Consider the following 19014-nt stretch of genomic DNA (forward strand, 5'->3'; position numbering starts at 1 on the left):
AAAAACATATAATTTTGTAAAAAATTTTATATCTGATTTTTGATTATCCGCATAAACACTATACTTTCAAACATTTTGAAGTATAGAAAACTATTCATTTTACCACGAATTTACCACGATTGAATGAGCCTTGATATGACACAAAAACAACATGGGAGATAGCACAAATATCTGTGTATCTCCCGTTTTTCATTCATGTAGTATGATTATTTTACTCTGATTTCAAATTTCAAGATTGCTTTCATCATTTCTGTATGGATTTGACCTTTTAATTCTTCATCAACCTGCATAATGATTTTACCACTTTCAGAGTGGTAAAACGGACGCAAGCATAATTTACATATATAAGCGTCATAAAACTTCAAAATCTCTCTTATGGCAGTTTCATTTCCAGCAGACGCTTGACATATTACTTTTAATGTAGGGTAGCCATATTCTTTTTTCATTGGTTCAATTCCTTTCTTTCAATACTGTTTTTAGTTTCTTCAATCCGTTACTTCTTCTGCGATAAATAGCAGAACGTGATACATGATATAATTCGGCTATTTCTTGGTCGCTCATACTTTGAAAATAGCGTAATAGAATTACATCACGCTCTTTATTCGATAACTTATATAAAGCAACAGCAAGTTTCTCATTTGATATTTGAATTGTAAAATTCAAGACTTCAAACGAAATGTAATCACAAGAATAGTTATCCTTAGTTACACATTCAACATTTTTCGTATCTGATAATTCACAGAATAAAACTTCACGCTTAGAACGTCTTGCAAACTGTCTGTTTCTGTTTTTTACTGTGCATTTAATAACAGTCATCATCAAAGCATTAAACTGTATTCTAACGATATGCTCGAAAGAAGATGGGTTCATAATCTCACCTCCTTTCCGCATACGCTGAAATATATAAACGGAGATACCGTCTATATCTTTGGAAAATACAAAAAGAAGAACAAGAAAAAAGTCCGTACAAAATATACCGTCTGTACGAACTTTTAATATTGTAAAATATTTAGTTGTTGATAAAATGCTGTTAGGTAGTGCATAATCGTATAAGATTATTCCTAAAACTTTCCACAGCAGTTACTTTCAATGCTTTTATATCTTGCTTTTTTAGTCCTATCATAAAGTTTTCCATATAACCGCTTAATAATTTGATTACTTGTTAAAATAGTTATAATGCAGGCGACTATGTGACTGATTAAAATCGCTATCCAAACACCATTTAAATTTTCTGCCAGCCAAGATAATAGATAGGCAAAAGGAATACGAATAATAATATAGTAGAATATCATTAGTATCATACTTTTTGTTGGTTTTCCTATACCATTTAAAGTACCTAAGTAGCAACTAGTAATAGTGTAAAGAACATAACCGATACTAACAATTAAAAAATAATGGCTGACAACATTTGTTACAGCTACGTTGGAAACAAACAATTTTGCCAACTGTTTAGAGAAGAAAATAACAACTGCTGATAATACACTTGAAACAACAATACCATATTTTAACGCCAATTTCAGATAATTCTTTGCTCTGTCGATACGTTGTGCTCCAATACATTGCCCTACGATTGAAGTCAACACCATATTAAGAGCCATAGCAGGATAAAATAATATCATTTCTAATTTTCCAGCAACTCCGTAGCCAGCAATAGCAGAAATACTATAAGTACTAACAATAGCAGTTAAAAATGTTGTACTAATAGCAGGAATACTTTGTTGAATGACAGACGGCACAGCATTTTTTACAAACGGCATAATCTCTTTTGTATCAAAATCAGATAGTGAAAGGTTAAATAATTTTTTACGATAAATATAAATGCACATAAACGCCAAACAAATAATCTGTGATATTAAGGTTGCGATTGCCGCTCCGTGAAATCCAATTATGTTAATGAAAATAGGATCTAAAATAGCATTCAATAAAGTAGACACAAGCATTGCAACTGCTTGAAACATAGTATTGCCAAAACTTCTTAAAATGGCTGTAAAGTATAAATACAAATAAACTGCTACATATCCCAAAGCATATATAGATAAGTAATTTTTTGCCATATCAAAAATTTCAGTCGGTGTATTTAAAACTATCAAAATAGGCTCTAAAAAAATCTCCAACACAATTGTCATAAACACTGAAAGAATTATAGATACAAAAAAAGAAGTAACTATAATATTCTTTTTCTTTTGCTCATTTTTCGCACCAATTACCTGTGATAATAGAATGGCTAACCCGTTTGTTGCTCCCATACCAATTGAAGTTAAGATTAAAATAATAGGTGTCGAGTTTGTTAACGCTGCGTATGCCTGCTCACCTAACAAATTTCCAATCCAAAGACTGTCTACGAGATTATATGCCATATTTAAAAACATAGCTATTATCATAGGAACAGTCATTTCAAGTAAACATTTTTTTGTGTTTCCGTTTACAAAATCAATATTTTTGTTCATTTTAATTCCTCCTATTGAATGAAAATTATTCATTTAATTTATTTAAATATTCCCTGCCTTTTGGCAGGGGAAGATTTAAAGCCTAAACAAGTCCCTAAAAAATGCCTTTATCCGTGAACTCTTTTCTTTAATTGATATATCGGTATTTAAAATAATTCCTAGTTGTCCATATATGCAAAAACTGGCATACATTTCAACATCATTGACTTGTATTTCATTTGTGTAATTTGCTCTTTCAATAATTTCAGATACAATAGGAAAAAGTTTTTCACATACATTCAATGTTAATAAATTATGGAAATTTTTATTTTGGTTATTATGAAAAACTGGATAATATGTATCATCTTCTTGTTCTGCAAAAAGTATCATCTTCCGCAAAATATCTTTTAAACTATCCTTTTTTATATTTATATTTTTTGTCATATTGGCGACTAAAATATTTGAATATTCATTGATAGCAGACTGAAAAAGTACATCTTTTGATGGGAAATATCTATAACATAATCCTTGTGCTATTCCAATTTCTTTTGCTATGTCTGATATTGAAGTTTTTTCAAACCCATTTACACTAAATAATTTAATGGCTGTTTCTAAAATTTCTTGTTTACGTTCCTCTGGTTCTTTTGAAATACGCATTGTTTTCTTTCCTTTCTTGCGGTTTAATTATTGTATGCTATAATTAAACAAGATCTTGTGCCAAAAGATTTCCATTCAATTTCGTGGAAGTCTTTTGATAATAATAACAACATTTCCTTTTTTGAATAAATCTTTACATCTCCACTATTGCTGTGTTTCATATAGTAATTCATTATCTGTCTTGCTCCGATTGGTTGCCAACAATCACCGATAATGAAAACTCCATTTTGCTTTAAACACCTAGACACTTCTTTCTCTACAATATCTGGTTGTGGATAATGATGAAATGAGTCATTACATACAATGGCGTCAAAAGAACTATCTTCAAAAGGTAATCTCTCAGAGTCGCCTAAGATAAGTGTTGCATCATTTCCTAGTTTATTTTTTGCAATTTCAAGCATATTGGGAGATATATCTATTCCAAATAGTTGTTCTGCTATATTTAATTCTTTTATTTCTTTAAGTAACGCACCCGTTCCACAACCTAAATCTAATATAGAATGTATATTCTTATTTTTTAAATTTTCTATAATCGGCTTATAGAGTTTTCGAGCATGTTCCCCCTGAATATTTGTATCATAATCGGCAGCTTGCTTATCAAAAGTCTTTTGTGATTTTTGTTTCGTAATATTCATGTAATCAACTCCTTTCACTAAAATTATATCTCGTGAATGAACGATTGTCAATGAATAAAATTCATTGAATTTCATTCATTTCAAAGACGTGTATCTCTGATTTAAAATACACGCCTTTTTGATTACCCTACAATCTTCCAGTTACTATTCCTTATATAGCCCAAATTTGTACCGTGACAATTTCATTGATATTATCCGATTTACCACAAATCAAATTTTATCTTTTCTTCCTCTTGATTACCCTCCACAGAAAAGAAAAAGCCCTGTCAAGAGCCTTGCCACCATTGGTGGTGCTTTGCACTCTTTACTGGGCTTTTTGTTTGCTGTATCTTCTACAAAGAGGGAAAAAGTTATTCGTCCTCATCATCAAAATGGTTATTTTTCAATACTTCCCGTAATAATTCCATATCTTCTTTTGAATTGGGGTTTATCATTTTTACGACTTGATAAGGTGTCCTATATTTATGTCCCTCTATGCTTTCCCCGAACATATCCATGCTGTATAAATCATCATAGCGGTCTAACAGTTTTTGAAACTTCAAATGCTGGATAAATTCTTTGATTGGATAAAGGTCGGACGCTACAATACTTTTCCCGTTGATGTAGTCGGTAATATATTCCCGTAACTTTTCCAACTCATATTCCAGCCATTCTTCCTCGCTGTCAAAGAAGTTGTCATAATGTCCATGTTTTAGTTCTGCATTTAATCGTTCTTCAATTCTTAAAAACTGGCAGACTTCCTTTTCGGATTGATTAACATACTTCCATTCTCCCGATAATAATTCATTGGGCATTACACCCAGCACGTCCATTATCTTTTCTAATGTATCGAAGGTAGGAAAATTCACACCTCGTTCAATCTTGGAAAGGCTCTGCATATTGATACCGATTTTATCCGCAAGTTCCTGTTGTTTCATTCCTCTGTGTTTTCTTATGGTCTGTATGTTCTCTCCTAAGAAACTGATTTTCTTTTCGTAATGCTCCATAACTTAGTATAACCGCTCCTTTCGTTGCTTTTCTTGGTATTTATAAGCATATCATACTTAATCTACATCTAAAAGTCAACAAAAACTTCTTGACAAGTAATTCTAATGGCGTTATTATCGTATCAGATAGAGTGATTAAGCACGATAAGGTCAATCACACGCTTGAGTAAGCATAGAGAAGATACATTTTCACTTTGATAGCATGAATAAGCATGGACTATCAGACCGAAAATAGTGGTTTCCAAAAGGGGCTGGCTGGACGGGGCACGTCCCCCAGACGTGTTCGGACAGACAGTTCCTTTTGGAAAAGGAACGCCTAAAGGCGTTCGCAGAGGGCGTATATGTAACACCGCCCTGCGTATACATGTCATAGTACCTAGAAACTGTGATAAATAAAGGAAAAAACACGATTTTTACCCGCAAAAAACGGGGCATACGAAAGGAGCAATGCACTATAACTACACACAAAAATTTATCCGTTAAGATTGATTACATCAGCATTGTATTTGAAACGGCAACCGCTGAAGATATAATCATGCACATTTTAGATTTACCGACTGACATTTTCAATGTTTATCCAGCAATGATAAAATTCAAGACTTATCAAGCACGCTGGCAGATTGGAGATATTTATGTATCGGGGGACGCAAGAAAGACAGAGGATAACCCACAGGGGCTAGGCTGTTATCTTGTTATGACTGGCAGAGGTTGTGATGATATTTTCCGTATTCTCGACAGTAGGAATTATACCTTTGGGGATATGTTTCGACGCTGTGAGCGAAGATACGGACTGGATAACTTTCATTTCACAAGACTTGATATTGCCATTGATGATAAGAACGAAAAGCCATTCTTTACCATAGAGCAGATAAAGAAGAAATGCGAAAAAGAGGAATTTATTTCTAATAGTGAGGGCTACCACTTTGACGAAAGCAAGTTTGATGATTTCGACACCGCAAAGACTGTTTATATCGGTGCTGGTAAATCGGGATTATCCTACCGCTTTTATGATAAGGATAAGGAAGTCTGTTCAAAACATAATAAGACACTTGATGAAGTCGGCAGTTGGAAACGGACAGAAATGCAACTGCGTGATGATAAGGCTCATGTTTTTGCCATGACATTCAAAGACAGACCGCTGGAACTTGGGGAACTGGCTTTCGGGCTATTGGCAAACAACCTACGCTTTGTCGTGCCAAACAGAAATGAAAGTAATAAGAGCAGATGGAAAACGTGTCGGTTTTGGGAACGATTTTTAGGGGCTGTGGAAGTCTTGAAACTGCAAGTACCGAAACTACATAATTCCCTTGAGGAAACACAGCAATGGCTCACAGAGGGTGGCGTGATTTCTGCTGTCAAAAGTTTTTATTTCTTAGAAGAACATGATGCATTAGGTGGACTGGAAAAAGTGGGAACTATGCTTGACAGGGCAAGATACAGCAGTTCCCTTTCCAGTAAATTAACCGCCCACTTACAGAGGATAGACCGCACCGACCTTATCCCCTATATCCAGTATGACACGAAACATGGGAAAGGGGGTATCTGATGAATAACAACGATATTCCCGTATGGGAAAAATACACCCTTACCATTGAAGAAGCGTCAAAGTATTTCCGTATCGGAGAAAACAAGTTAAGACGCTTGGCAGAGGAAAACAAGGACGCTGGCTGGCTCATTATGAATGGCAACCGCATACAGATTAAACGCCGACAGTTTGAAAAGGTCATTGATAAATTGGACGCAATCTAATGCAAATGAGCCTTGTATGTGTTATGATGAATACAAGTCATATCAAGGCTCTTTCCAACAAGGAAAGGAGCAGACACCATGAAAGAAAAAAGACGGGATAGTAAAGAACGTATCCTGCATACTGGAGAGAGCCAACGAACAGACGGAAAATACTTATATAAATATGTAGACGCATTTGGAAACACAAAATATGTGTATGCTTGGAGATTGACACCCACAGACCCGACACCAAAGGGAAAACGGGAAAAACCCTCACTTCGTGAACTGGAACAGCAGATAAGACGGGATATTGAGGACGGTATCGACAGCACAGGCAAGAAAATGACGCTTTGCCAACTCTACGCCAAACAGAACGCACAGAGGGCAAATGTGAAGAAAAGCACACAGAAACAACGGGAACAACTCATGCGGTTATTGAAAGAGGACAAGTTAGGTGCTAGGAGCATTGATACGATAAAACCCTCTGACGCTAAAGAATGGGCGTTACGCATGAAAGACAAAGGCTTTTCCTATAACACTATTAACAACCATAAACGCTCGTTAAAAGCGTCATTCTATATCGCCATACAAGACGATTGTGTAAGGAAAAACCCTTTTAATTTCAAGTTAAGTGAAATCATAGAAAATGATACCAAAGAGAAAGTAGCATTGACAGAGGAACAGGAACAAGCCTTACTGTCATTCATCAAGACGGATAACGTGTATCACAAGTATTATGATGATGTGCTGATACTGTTAAAGACAGGACTTCGTATCTCGGAACTGTGCGGACTGACAGTAGCCGATATTGATTTCAAGAATGAGGTTGTGGTTATCGACCACCAGTTATTAAAGAGCAAGGAACAGGGCTATTATATTGAAACGCCTAAGACAAAGAGTGGAACAAGGCAAGTGCCATTAAGCAGAGAAACGATACAGGCATTTCAACGGGTCATAAGGAAACGCACAAAGGGGAAACTGATAGAGATAGACGGATACAAAGATTTTCTGTTCGTCAATCCGAAAGGCAATCCTAAAGTTGCGATTGATTACAACGCCTTATTTGTCCGTATGGTAAAGAAATATAACAAACACCACAAGGATAACCCCTTGCCACATATCACACCACATACGCTACGCCATACGTTCTGCACAAGACTGGCAAGCAAGAACATGAACCCGAAAGATTTACAGTATATCATGGGACATTCAAACATCAGTATCACAATGAACTGGTATGCTCATGCGTCCATAGATACCGCAAAATCAGAGGTTCAGCGTCTAATCGCATAAGAAGTATTTACCACGATTTTAACCACGCTTGATAGCGAAAATATAAGAAGATAGACCTAGATATGTGAGGTTTACCACAAAAGCAAAATGCCCGTAGAGCCTATAAAATAAGGCTTTGCGGACATTTAAGAAGATATAAAAAGATAGTCAAAAAGACATATATGATTTTTGTAACATAATATTTCCTTTCCGTTCCTCCTGGCTATCGTATGTGGCAGAAAAAAGAATCTAAACTGGAACTGGCAGCCTCCATGATCCGGCAGGTTATGCCTGAATTTCAGGAAAAAAGCAGGTTATTAAAGGCCTTAAAGCAGCTGATTCATCAACAAGTCTATCATTTATAAAGTTGTAAACTGGTGTAGGGATATATACTGCTGTTAATTCATTGCGCCTGTACTGGTGAAATTAACATTATAGCTATAGCGGTAAGGGTCGCTGCCATACGTTTTAACATTGATATTATGATCAGTAAACGTCAGCACATATTTAATCTTCTCCATCGTTGAGGGAACTTCTGAATAGCACGCGGTTCCGTTTGCAACTGCTGTATTCGCAGAAGTAAATTTCGCTTTTTCCGCCGTGAAAAGAATCACGCGTCCGGACTTGATGTGGTCGAACTGAAAGGTTACTTCCTTGTCTGTTACATCTGTAATTTCAAGCGAACAGCCAAGCCAAGGACGGCTTGTGTCATTGTCAGAAGCAAAATATTCACCTAAAAAGCTCGCAGGACCGGAGGTCGGTTTTGCTTTCAGCTGAAATGTCTTACGCTGATCCGGATCGATCATACGGGTAATAATTGCGGTTACTTCTGCACGGGTAACATATCCTTTCGGATTAAAATGTCCGTATGCCGTATTGCCGGTCAGAATGCCTGCACGGTAAAGCATATAGATGCGGTTGGAGATCTCATCGAAAGACCCGTCTTCGGTATAAATTTTATTTTCGGTCAAATCAAGGATTTGTCCATCCGGCACATTATTAATAGCGGTATATGCAGAATCCGGCAGCGCCTTGCTGATCCAGTATGCAAAATGCCAGCGCTGCTCATGATCCCTGCCACCGAAAATGCTGTCTCGATAACTGCTGTCGATATACTGCTCTACATAATAATAGTACTTATCAGCCCAGCTCGATGGATTTTGCACTTCAACGATTTCATTGTGATGGTATGCCGCATGAATGCGCGCCAGAAAAACAGTCAGTTGATCGGTAGTTAAATTCTGATCGGGTGAAAATTTAGATGCGCTCGTACCGGCAGTAATCCCAAGTTCATAAGCCGATTTGACCGAATTGTAATACCATGCTGTTGATGGCACATCCGTAAACTGATCGGAGTAAGTACGCGTATTGTTGAAGCCATCAAGCAGTGCGCCTGCCGCCGGAATACTTCCGACCGCCATAACAGCCGCCATGGCAATGGAGATCAGTCTTTTTTTCATTTTCATACCCCTTATCCTGTTTCGTGTTAATGTAAATTATATTGATACCATTATATCCTATCCATGTATTGAATGCAATGAGAATAGTAAATAGTCGGAAACTGTGGTATAATCAGGTTATTATGGTTTCCATTATCATTCAAAATATAAAAGGGAAGAAAAAGTATGAACAGGCATGAAAATCAAACGATGAAAATATTCGGCAAGCGGCTGACCGCTGGTCTGCTGGGTGCGGCACTGGTGATGAGTATGCCGTTTGCGTCCGCGCTGACGCAGAAGAACATCACGGTTGGTCGCGGCGTAACGGTTTATGTGGATGACCAGAAGCTCAATCCGGGTGACGCAAACGGCAATCCGGTAGAGCCAATGCTGTACAACGGCACAACCTATCTGCCGATTCGCGCGGTATCTGCGGCGCTCAATGTGCCGATCGCATGGGATGGAACGACGTCCAGTGCGTATCTCGGCGAGCATAAGGTAGACCAGAATGCGGTAAACCGTGCAAAAGCGTATGTTTCGGTGATCGAGCAGTTGCAGAGCAAGTACGGCAAGCGCGCTGTCAGCGGCAGTATTATAAGCGGTCTGGTGACGGCGATGCTGATTGATTTTGACGGTGACGGAAACGAAGAACTGCTTTGCGTTTGCAATACGAAGGACAAGATTCCGGCTGACCAGTGGGATAAGCATGGTACAAATGCGTCCAGTAAGTATATGGTTTACTCGTGGAATGGATCTTCTGCGGTAAAGTTGGTTGAGAAGGAAGTACCGTTTATCTTTACACAGAATGATTCTCGTAATTTCCCGCGTAGTCTGGAAATACTATCTCGTGATGGAAAGAAATATTTGTTCTGGCAGCCGGCTGGTGAATGGGTTGCATGGCCCGGAACGGATGGTGTATCGATTGAAGATCAAACACTACTAAGTAAAGATTATGTGGAAACCATTGTAGACTCCAAATGGCAGATATCCAAGGGATATGCATTTTATGATGTGGTATACAAGGTGAAAGAATACTTGGACAACGGTGTAGTGCTTGACTATAATACCGTTGCTCATGAGGGTATGAGTGTTGACCTTGTTACTGGCAAACAGAATGACTATGGAAATGCCTCTGAACAAATGCATACATGGCTTGAACAGGGAACTATAACGCAATACCGTACAACACTTTACAACGCAGACTTTGATAAAATTGTTCCGTCGAATCTGGCTCCTGCGCCAGATGCTGTGCTTGCTAAGCTGAAAGCTATCGCCAACTCGCAGTCGTCCATTCTGGGCGGCAAGGCCTCGGGCGAGTACAATGCGAAACGTCGAATGGAAAAGCTGGCTGTTGAAACCGGGGTTAAGGTCTATGTGAACGACAAGCTGATTGTTCCGACCGACGTCAACGGCAAGACGGTTGACGTGCTGCTTTGCAAGGGCACGACCTATCTGCCGGTCCGCGCCGTTTCCAATGCACTCGATCAGGCTGTTGCATGGGATGGCGCGAGCTACAGCGTATACATCGGCAGTCACAAGGACGTATAAGTTTCAGGAGATCTCTGTATGCCCTCAAAAGATATGAGCGAAATTCTGTCACGCTGCCGCACTGGCGATTCGGCCGCACAGGAGCAGCTGGTGCTGCAGCCGATCACGAAGTCTTGGGAATCGACGATTGTGAACAGGTTAGCAACATATTTGCCTATAATCCTACTACCGGAGATCGAATTCCGAACGATGAGGTAGAATGGACAGTCAGTGATCCGACTGTAGTAACCTACGATCCAGTAAATGGCGGCGTCAGTTCGGGGCGCCGGAAAAATAAAAGAGCCTCCATCGCTGTGCGTGGAAGCTCCTTTTGGGTAAAGTAGGGTGATATGATTTTCAACAACTGAGATCTGAAAAACAAACAGGAGGAGACGGATATTGGTTTATCCGGTCATGAAGATTGGGTAAATACACGCCGATCGCTGGAGCGGTTTCATACCTGCTGTCTCAGACAGTGTATTCCTGTATCACAGACTTGCGGCAATATTCCAAATAACCTGCAGGGCATTCTTCACCGCGAGTAATACGTTTCGTACGTCCTCCTCTTTATCGCGGTATGCCATGTCGCGACAATCCTTAATCGTTCCGTCGATGGGATCAAATCCCATCGTCCAGATGTCAGTATAAGGACTATCCACGGAAATTGATCTCTCAATGCCAACCTGATTCAGGCTGAAAAACTGATTGGGCGCCAGTGCTTTCATGCGTTCATATACACCGTATCCATTTGCACCGTTGGCTTCGGTAAACGTCAGGAGCAGCGTTGTCAGGGCATATTCCATCGTTGCTGCTGCACGTTCATTGCCCAGTTCACGCGCCCGTTTGTTCAATGGCTTAATCAGTGTCATGTACGGTAGCACGCTGCCGAGCAGCTCACCGTTATTCTCTTTCGCGATAGTCGGCAGATATTCTGCCGCATATTCCAGAAGCGCATAAACTGCGTTTACATCCGCTTCCGTGCAGCCGAGGTTCTCCGCTTTTTCCAACAGAGATACCAGCAGAATCACCATAGATTTTACGCCGTTCTCCGGCAGAGTACCTGTCGACAGCACTGCAAGCGCCTTTGACGCTTCAACATCTTCCAGACTGGCGTTTTTTACGATCTCTCCCATGGACATCGTAAGCTTACAGGTGCCTGCGGCATCCCGGTATTGAATCCACTTTCCATTGCCATAAGCACAGGCGGCAATATCTCTCAGCTTGAACAGTCCGCTTTTCAGCGACTGCTCTGCTGTAATCGTGCGGGGCATTCGTTTCAGCATAATATTAACTGTGTCTCCTTTCCTGAGTTTACGGTTCTACATTCGTTCTGCGCAGTTCATCCTGCACTTCGTGAATATCCAATTCCAGCGGCTTCTTGTTCTGCGCAACACACATCGCGGCAACAATACCCATAGCATGCCCCATATTCATTACAATCGGCATTACGCGATAGCTGGAGTGTGCCTTATGCGTACCCGAAATATTGCGTCCGTTCAGCAGAATACCTTCCACCGTCTTTGGTACAAAGCAGCGCAGCGGGATCGTATACGGCTTCGGCTGCTTGAATGCCTTGTATTCACCATTGGCATCCAGTCCGGCGCCTTCTACATTGTGCAGATCAAAGAAGAAATTCGACTTGGTAACTACCCAGTCTTCAAAGGTACGAGCCTGCGCAATATCCTGCTCGTTCAGCTGATAATTCGCCTCAAACCGGCGGGTTTCACGCACACCGATCACATCGGCGCTGTCGATCAGATAACAGCCTTCATATCCCGGCACATGGCGGCGCAGAAATGCAATAATCTCGGGAAGCTGCTTTCTGCATACGTATTCAGCACGATTCAGATCTCTTGCATTTGTGCCGTCCACATCGGTCATATTGCTCATGTTGACTGTGACAACGCCGGGGAGCGACGAAGGATACAGCAGGATATGACCCGCCGGAGAGGGTAATTCCTGACGACCGAGTGTTTGCAGATCGCCTTCCGGCAGCTGGACCGTATCCTCAAAGCCCCAGAAGAACATGGCGCGATCCATATCTACGCCGGCAACCTTGAACATGATCGTCATCGGCTGCATACCGCCGTCCGTCGAGCGTCCCTTTTCAAACGGAACGCCCGCACGTGCGGCTACGTCGCCGTCGCCGGTCGAATCGATCACCATTTTGCTCAGGATCGCTTCCCGGCCGGATTTGCTCTCTGTGATTACACCCGCAACGCGGTTTCCATCCATAATGACATCGCTGAAGCCTGTGTACAGCTGTACATTAACGCCGGCCTCCATCAGCATATCCAGCATCAGAATACGCAGTTTTTCCGGATTGATGACCTGCTCCGCTTCACAGTCGCGTGCCTTTTCGCGCAGCTCTTCAAAGCAGCCGCCGTCCTGTCTGCCGGTCCAATGACTCATAATGCCCGTGGTTGCCACACCGCCGACCGCGCCGTATTGCTCGATCAGCATCGTTTTTCGTCCCATGCGTGCTGCGTGCAGGGCGGCGCCGAAACCTGCGGGGCCGCCACCTACAACAAGGACTTCCGTTTCTGCCGCAACCGGGATCTCCCGGCTCGGCTCAGTATAATACTTCATCTGAAACTCCTTTTTTAACTCTGTTTTTTGCTTTTTCTATCCTTTGCTGCCTTGTAGAAGAACATTCCAATCGAAAGCACAGCCAGCGCAAGGAACAACAGGCTGAACGGCCGTGTTACGAAGATGGACAGAGAATTGCTGGACATTACCATCGAGTTGCGGAAATTCGTTTCCACCAGATCACCAAGAACTACGCCGAGGATGATCGGTACAACACTGAATCCAAGCCTGCGCAGCAGGAACGAAAACGCGCCGATGATGACCGCCAGAAGTACCTGAAATGTGCTGGCTTCGCTCGAATAGACACCGGTAATGCAGTAAACAATGATGATTGCGCTCATCAGCTCATAAGGAATGCGTGTGATATTGGCATACAGTGGGGTAAACACACGACCGATAATCAGCATCAGGATATTGATAACGACAAGACCAATCATAATGCCGTATAGAATATCGCTGTGCTCCTTGAACATGGAGGGACCGGGCACCATGCCTTGCAGCATAAATGCACCCAGAAGAATTGCCGTACAACCGTCACCGGGCACGCCCAGTGTTGTAAGCGGAATCAATGTAGAACCGGTCGTTGCATTATTGGCAGACTCGGTTGCGGAAACGCCTTCGATCTCGCCGTGACCGAAATGATCACGGTATTTGGAGGTCTTTTTCGCCTGATCGTAGCTGATAAAGGCTGCAATGCCGCCGCCTGTACCCGGGATAGCACCCACGATCGTACCAATCAGCGAAGAGATTGTCATTGTTTTGAGGCAGCGCTTGATCTCTGCCCAGGACAGCTTCTCATGGTCCAGCTTCAAATGTTGACTGCGCGTCGCATCTGTACGCGGATTATAATCCGAGCGGCTGAGCAATTCGGCAATTGCGAACAGACCGACCAGCGTAACGATCAGCGGGATACCGGCGCCCAGTCGACGGACACCAAAGGTAAACCGAAGCGTACCGCTGACCGAATCCTGTCCCAGCAGTGCAATGAAAATACCGATCAGGCCGCCGAGCAGACCCTTGATGATATTGCCGTTCGAGATGCTTGCAATAATAGACAATCCAAACACTGCGATGCAGAAATACTCCGGAGGGCCAAACATCTGTGTGAAATGTGCAATTTTCGGTGCAGCAAACAGCAATACCAGCGCACTGAACAGGCCACCGAAAAACGAGGCATACAGCGCCATCGTCAGAGCCTTCAGCGGCTTGCCCTGCTGCGTCAGTGGATAACCATCCAGCACAGTCGCTGCGCTCGAGGGCGTACCCGGTGTATTGATCAAAATTGCAGTAATGGAGCCGCCGTATGTGCCGCCGCAATACAAGCCAAGCAGCAGAAGCATCGCCGGGATCGGTTCCATACTGTATGTAATCGGCAGGCACAGGATGATCGCAATATCCGCAGTCAAACCCGGAATGGCACCGATAATGATACCTGCCAGCAGACCGATGAAAATTGCAATGAAGCTCTCTACCGAGGCCATCAGCGCCAAACCGGTCATCAAGTTATCTAACATATGCGCTTCCTCCTTCTTATGGCAGGGTCACGCTCATTGCCTGAAATGCAAAGTACGCAACGATTACATTTGCACTGGCAATCGCATAGAACCACCATTTTCTCGTACCAAAATACAGCAGAATGCCATTGGAAAGCAGCAGCGAGGAAATGATGAATCCGATATGCGGAAGCAGCAGCGCGTATGCGATCAGCATGGCAATATAGATTACCGGTTTCAGCCGCAGCAGATTTTCTCTGGTGAAAATGGCTCCTGAAATCGTGTATTCGGTCTTTTCCTTAGACAGGATACCCTGTACCAGCAGGATCACGCTGCAAAGTATCATGCCGCGGATCAGAAGCGTCGGAACTGTTGCAGCAGTCACCGCGCTGGTTTCAAACGTCCGGATCTGCGATGGTATCAGAATATGCAGGGCAACAGAAACGATCAGAAACAGAACGCCTGTTATCATATTCGAATTTAGCTTTACTTTCAATCTTGTCACCTCTCACACCAGATTAAACAGACCAGCCTGTTACTTGAGCATCTCCACGTATTTGTCCATGCTGTCCATCTGATCCTCGATAAACTGCGTCACTTCGTCACCCTTGGCATCCCACAGCGGATAACCCATCTCGTCCATAAAACCGGTGAACTTGGAATCGGCATATACGTCATCGAGCATTGCATTCAGTTTGTCTACAATCTCCTGCGGAACGTCCGAGCGAACAGCCAGACAGTCCATGCCGGCAAATTCAACATCAACACCCCAGTCCTTGATGGACTTTACTTCACCGTACGGAGTCTGAACCGTTTCCGGATAGAAAGTTGCGACCGCCTGGATCGTACCCTCTTCCTGATGCGAGTAGTATGCCGGAGGCGTACCCAGACCGCAGTCTACCTGACCGGAAACCACTGCATTGATCGATTCTGCCTCACTGCCCATAACGACCGGCTCCGCTTCGATACCAAGCGCCTTGAACATTGCAGAAGAAACAACGTACTGGTCACCGCCCGGGCCGGAGGAAGTTGCATACGTGATCTTATGCGTTTTGCCGTAGTTGATTAGATCATCAAACGTCTTCATGCCGGATTTCTGCGGATTAGTGAAGATCATCAGCGCAACCTGACGCATACCGCGCAGCATAGTGAAATTAGAAAGCTCATAGGATACATCGATGTACTTCGGAGTCAACGAGAATAACGGACCGTTGGTGACGACCATAGTATAACCGTCCGCATCCGCATCCAGGGCATCCATCATGCCGATGGTGCCGGAAGCGCCTGTGTGATTTTCTACAATGATCGGCTGATCAAAATAATTCTTGGCCACTTCCGAGATCTTGCGGGAGATGACATCGGCACCGCCGCCGACACCCCACGGACAAATGATTGTTACCGGTCCATTCGGGTAATCAGCCGCATCTGCCGCAGCATTGCCTCCCTTTGCATTGGCACCGCCGCAGCCCGTCAGACCTGCCAGCAGCATGGAGCCCGCCATCAGCATAGCCATCAATTTTTTTCCTTTCATTTTCTTTTCCTTCTTTCTTTTTCATATTTGAAACGCTTTTTCGCGTTTGCATACGTATTCAATTGCGGAGAATAAAAGAATTATTCTCCTGCTGAGGGACAGAATGTGTCTCGGATGATCAATTTGCTGTCCAGTATATACCGGTAGGTATCCGGCAGTTTGTTCGATGCCATTGCCATGACCCATTCTACTGTTAAATTGATAATCCTGTCATAATCTATTGCCACAGTGGTTAAATGCGGCGTAAACCAGCTGCCCATCGGGATATTATCCGAACCAATCAGAACCACATCATCCGGCACCTGAATGCCCTGCTCGCGCAGTGCTTCCAGCGCGCCTAATGCCATCATATCGTTCTGCACAAAACACGCTGTACCCGGCTGGAACAGTTCAATATGCTCCAAAACCTGCTGCGTAGCCTGCTTCAGGTTGTAATCTGCATGCAGAATGTGCGTATCTGGCAGCTTATGCCCATGCTGATGCAAAACACGTGCAAAGGCTTCATGTTTATGTATAACGTCGATTCGATCCTGCGGTCCGATAATTTCCACAAATCGTGTATAGCCAGCTTCGCAAAACGCCTTGCCGACCAGACCGCCAATCTGTGAATGGCTCGGTGCGATCATATACGACTCATTCAGTGATTCATTCGTATCGTAAATATAGATAAATGGAATTTTGGTTTCATGCAGTAGGCTTTTGACTCGCTCACCCACCTGCGGGCGGTTAAAGATCAGGGCATCAAACCGTCGATTGCTGATACTCTTCTCGATGGAAAAAAACTCACCGTATTTCCCTTCATCGAACACCGGCACCAGATCCAGCCCTTCCTTTACGAGCTGCATACGTATGCGATAGTAAATGTCACTTTGAATATAATGGTTTGCAAAGCCGGTAAAATCCTCTGAGAATACATATCCGATCACACCGGTGCGGTTGGTTTTTAACCCCCGTGCGTTAGTGTTAAACTGAAAAGAGTATTTGTTCGCTAGCTTTTTGACTCTTGCCTTGGTTGCTTCTGAAACCAGCGGACTGTCATTCAGGCAACGGGAAACCGTTGATTGCGACACACCAGCTAATTTGGCAAGTTCGACGGAAGTAATCGTTTTCAACTGTTTCCACCTCTTTGCATACGTATGAATTGCTTGCCTTATATATAGCATATTTGAAAAATAAACACAATAGCCAAACGAATATTTGCAATTATTTCGTTAGTATTATCCAAATTCTCATAGCTGTTTTTAGTGCTCTTGCTTGTACTGAAACCCGATCGGACCCTGTTCGAGCTTCAGAAGCACTTCTCCCTTACGGCAGCAAAAATCAACTGATCTCCACACCTGCCGCTGCCAAATAAACCCGAAGCACAGACTGCTTTTTCAGTCTATGCTCCGGGTTTTGCTTATTGAGAAGAAAAGGCGTGGTATAGTCTGACAAGCAACGGATTTGATGGTGCAAATCCGGCTTGACGGGTGGAATCCCTGTGCCCCCGTTTTTTCAGCCGCACGGCAGTTTTACAGGCGGGACGGAAGCGGGATGCTTACTCCATCCATGGGTCAATAACGACCTTCATGCTTTCGCGGGTCATACCGGCCTTCACGGCATCTTCTGCCTGCTTCCACGGGAAGTGATGGCGGAACAAGACGCTCCCACGGGAAGGTATCCTTGTGGCGCAGCATCCTTTCCATCACGGTTTTGTATTTATTGTGCGTGTGATTCGTCATGCCGACAATACGCAGCTTGCACGGATTGAGATAAACGGCCACGGTATACTCTCACTTTTATCTCCTGTATTGTCGGTAAATTGTCCGTATATCCTGTATTCCATAACAGAATTTCAGCATAAAGTTAAAAAGTCAAAAAGTCGTAAAGCTATAACTTTGTGACTTTTTGACTTTAGTATTTCCGGAAGTTACGCAAAAAACTGATCGAGTGCCTGCCGTACCAGCTCGGACATATCGCAGTCGCGGTGGAAGGCTGCCGCCTTGAGCTGTTTATGCTGCTCCGGGCGCAGACGCACGGTCACCTGCACGGTGGAGGCTTTCTTCTTTTCCGCAGTCGGCGCGGCAGCGGTTTCCTGTGCCGGCTGCGGCTCCTCGTCCTTGCGGCCGATCATATTCTTGAACATTTCCTCTGCGCTGAGTCTTGCCATTACTGTTCCCTCTCCTTCTCCACAAACTCCTTGACGAAATTCAGACAGTCATTCACAAAATTCCGGCTGGCCTCGGAAACGCGCTCGCCCTTGGTCTGTGCCTTGCTCTCGATGTAGTCAAACACGTTCTCCTGCACAGCCTGCGCTTCCTTGATGATCACGTTGCTGCGGATGGTCGTGCGGTAAACATCCGCGCCCATGTAGTCCGCGATCTTCTCGGTCAGCTCCTGAATGGTCTTGGTGACGCGGGTACGCTCGGTGCGCGTGAGCAGTACGCCGTCGATCCTGAGCGCCGGATTGGTGTATTTCTTCACCGACTTGTAAGTATCATACAGCTGGGTGATGCCGGACGCCGCAAAGGTCTCCGCCATGGTCGGGATGAGCAGATAGTCGGCAGCCGTCAGTGCGTTCACGGTCAGCAGGCCAAGCGACGGCGGACAGTCGATGAGGATATAATCGTACGCTTCCGCTACACCGGTCTGCTCGTCGCGCAGCTTCTCGCGGAGCGTCATCTCTTTGCCGACGTTGTGCAGCTCCTGCTCAATGCCCGCAAGGATGGTATTGGCCGGAATGATATCGCAG

20 protein-coding genes are annotated in these 19014 nt (G+C 43.5%); 4 read left to right on the forward strand and 16 right to left on the reverse strand.

Annotated features, from left to right (window positions below; all coding sequences use genetic code 11):
* Positions 1–206: 206 nt before the first annotated feature.
* The 6 genes from DWZ82_RS12640 to DWZ82_RS12665 all read right to left on the reverse strand — a co-directional run bounded on the left by DWZ82_RS12640 (position 207) and on the right by DWZ82_RS12665 (position 4704).
* Positions 207–446, reverse strand: a complete 240-nt coding sequence (locus DWZ82_RS12640) for a helix-turn-helix domain-containing protein (protein WP_005946862.1) — start codon at positions 444–446, stop codon at positions 207–209.
* Positions 447–450: 4 nt separating this feature from the next.
* Positions 451–870, reverse strand: coding sequence for an RNA polymerase sigma factor (locus DWZ82_RS12645; RefSeq protein ID WP_008728841.1), 420 nt, complete (start codon positions 868–870; stop codon positions 451–453).
* Between the two features lie 191 nt (positions 871–1061).
* Entirely contained in the window at positions 1062–2447 is a 1386-nt protein-coding gene (locus DWZ82_RS12650; protein ID WP_008728838.1) for an MATE family efflux transporter, read from the reverse strand.
* Positions 2448–2522: 75 nt separating this feature from the next.
* On the reverse strand, positions 2523–3083 hold the full coding sequence (locus DWZ82_RS12655) for a TetR/AcrR family transcriptional regulator (RefSeq protein ID WP_008728836.1): 561 nt from the start codon (positions 3081–3083) through the stop codon (positions 2523–2525).
* 23 nt (positions 3084–3106) lie between these two features.
* Complete coding sequence (locus DWZ82_RS12660) at positions 3107–3793, reverse strand: class I SAM-dependent methyltransferase (RefSeq protein ID WP_223380606.1); 687 nt, start codon at positions 3791–3793, stop codon at positions 3107–3109.
* 275 nt (positions 3794–4068) lie between these two features.
* Complete coding sequence (locus tag DWZ82_RS12665; protein ID WP_005946876.1) at positions 4069–4704, reverse strand: helix-turn-helix domain-containing protein; 636 nt, start codon at positions 4702–4704, stop codon at positions 4069–4071.
* 484 nt (positions 4705–5188) lie between these two features.
* On the opposite strand from DWZ82_RS12665, the gene DWZ82_RS12670 reads away from it, so the two are divergent.
* The 3 genes from DWZ82_RS12670 (at position 5189) to DWZ82_RS12680 (ending at position 7725) form a co-directional block, all read left to right on the forward strand.
* Positions 5189–6250 (forward strand): replication initiation factor domain-containing protein, encoded by a 1062-nt coding sequence (locus DWZ82_RS12670; protein WP_268885626.1) that lies wholly within the window; start codon positions 5189–5191, stop codon positions 6248–6250.
* On the forward strand, positions 6250–6453 hold the full coding sequence (locus DWZ82_RS12675; RefSeq protein ID WP_002610247.1) for an excisionase: 204 nt from the start codon (positions 6250–6252) through the stop codon (positions 6451–6453). Before DWZ82_RS12670 ends, DWZ82_RS12675 begins: the two co-directional genes overlap by 1 nt.
* Positions 6454–6531: 78 nt before the next feature.
* Positions 6532–7725 (forward strand): site-specific integrase, encoded by a 1194-nt coding sequence (locus DWZ82_RS12680; protein ID WP_017143963.1) that lies wholly within the window; start codon positions 6532–6534, stop codon positions 7723–7725.
* Positions 7726–8102: 377 nt separating this feature from the next.
* Here the strand turns inward: DWZ82_RS12680 and DWZ82_RS12690 are convergent, their stop codons facing one another.
* Positions 8103–9164, reverse strand: coding sequence for an S-layer homology domain-containing protein (locus DWZ82_RS12690; protein WP_158575236.1), 1062 nt, complete (start codon positions 9162–9164; stop codon positions 8103–8105).
* A gap of 165 nt (positions 9165–9329) precedes the next feature.
* Here DWZ82_RS12690 and DWZ82_RS15210 point away from each other — a divergent pair, with 165 nt between their 5' ends.
* On the forward strand, positions 9330–10691 hold the full coding sequence (locus DWZ82_RS15210; protein WP_158575238.1) for a stalk domain-containing protein: 1362 nt from the start codon (positions 9330–9332) through the stop codon (positions 10689–10691).
* A 467-nt stretch (positions 10692–11158) separates the two neighbouring features.
* Here the strand turns inward: DWZ82_RS15210 and DWZ82_RS12705 are convergent, their stop codons facing one another.
* From DWZ82_RS12705 to DWZ82_RS12745, 9 genes are all read right to left on the reverse strand, one after another.
* Positions 11159–11953 carry a hypothetical protein gene (locus tag DWZ82_RS12705; RefSeq protein ID WP_118481107.1) on the reverse strand — a complete coding sequence of 265 codons (795 nt, stop codon included), beginning with the start codon at positions 11951–11953 and terminating at the stop codon, positions 11159–11161.
* Between the two features lie 28 nt (positions 11954–11981).
* Positions 11982–13259, reverse strand: a complete 1278-nt coding sequence (locus tag DWZ82_RS12710; RefSeq protein ID WP_118481108.1) for an FAD-dependent oxidoreductase — start codon at positions 13257–13259, stop codon at positions 11982–11984.
* A gap of 14 nt (positions 13260–13273) precedes the next feature.
* The gene (locus DWZ82_RS12715) at positions 13274–14773 is read right to left on the reverse strand and encodes a tripartite tricarboxylate transporter permease (protein ID WP_118481109.1); all 1500 of its coding nucleotides are present in this window, start codon (positions 14771–14773) and stop codon (positions 13274–13276) included.
* A 16-nt stretch (positions 14774–14789) separates the two neighbouring features.
* Complete coding sequence (locus DWZ82_RS12720) at positions 14790–15248, reverse strand: tripartite tricarboxylate transporter TctB family protein (protein WP_147356938.1); 459 nt, start codon at positions 15246–15248, stop codon at positions 14790–14792.
* Between the two features lie 39 nt (positions 15249–15287).
* Positions 15288–16283, reverse strand: coding sequence for a tripartite tricarboxylate transporter substrate binding protein (locus DWZ82_RS12725; protein ID WP_118481111.1), 996 nt, complete (start codon positions 16281–16283; stop codon positions 15288–15290).
* 80 nt (positions 16284–16363) lie between these two features.
* Positions 16364–17395 (reverse strand): LacI family DNA-binding transcriptional regulator, encoded by a 1032-nt coding sequence (locus DWZ82_RS12730; RefSeq protein ID WP_158575240.1) that lies wholly within the window; start codon positions 17393–17395, stop codon positions 16364–16366.
* Between the two features lie 441 nt (positions 17396–17836).
* Entirely contained in the window at positions 17837–18046 is a 210-nt protein-coding gene (locus DWZ82_RS12735) for a hypothetical protein (protein WP_118481113.1), read from the reverse strand.
* Positions 18047–18192: 146 nt separating this feature from the next.
* Positions 18193–18432: a hypothetical protein gene (locus DWZ82_RS12740; RefSeq protein ID WP_117491941.1), complete on the reverse strand. Its 240-nt coding sequence runs from the start codon at positions 18430–18432 to the stop codon at positions 18193–18195.
* The coding region (locus DWZ82_RS12745; protein ID WP_118481114.1) for a ParA family protein at positions 18432–19014 on the reverse strand (583 nt) is incomplete at its 5' end. The genes DWZ82_RS12740 and DWZ82_RS12745, both read right to left, overlap by 1 nt.

The sequence above is a fragment of the Butyricicoccus sp. AF35-5AC genome, from assembly GCF_003477715.1.
GTDB lineage: Bacteria > Bacillota > Clostridia > Oscillospirales > Butyricicoccaceae > Agathobaculum > Agathobaculum butyriciproducens.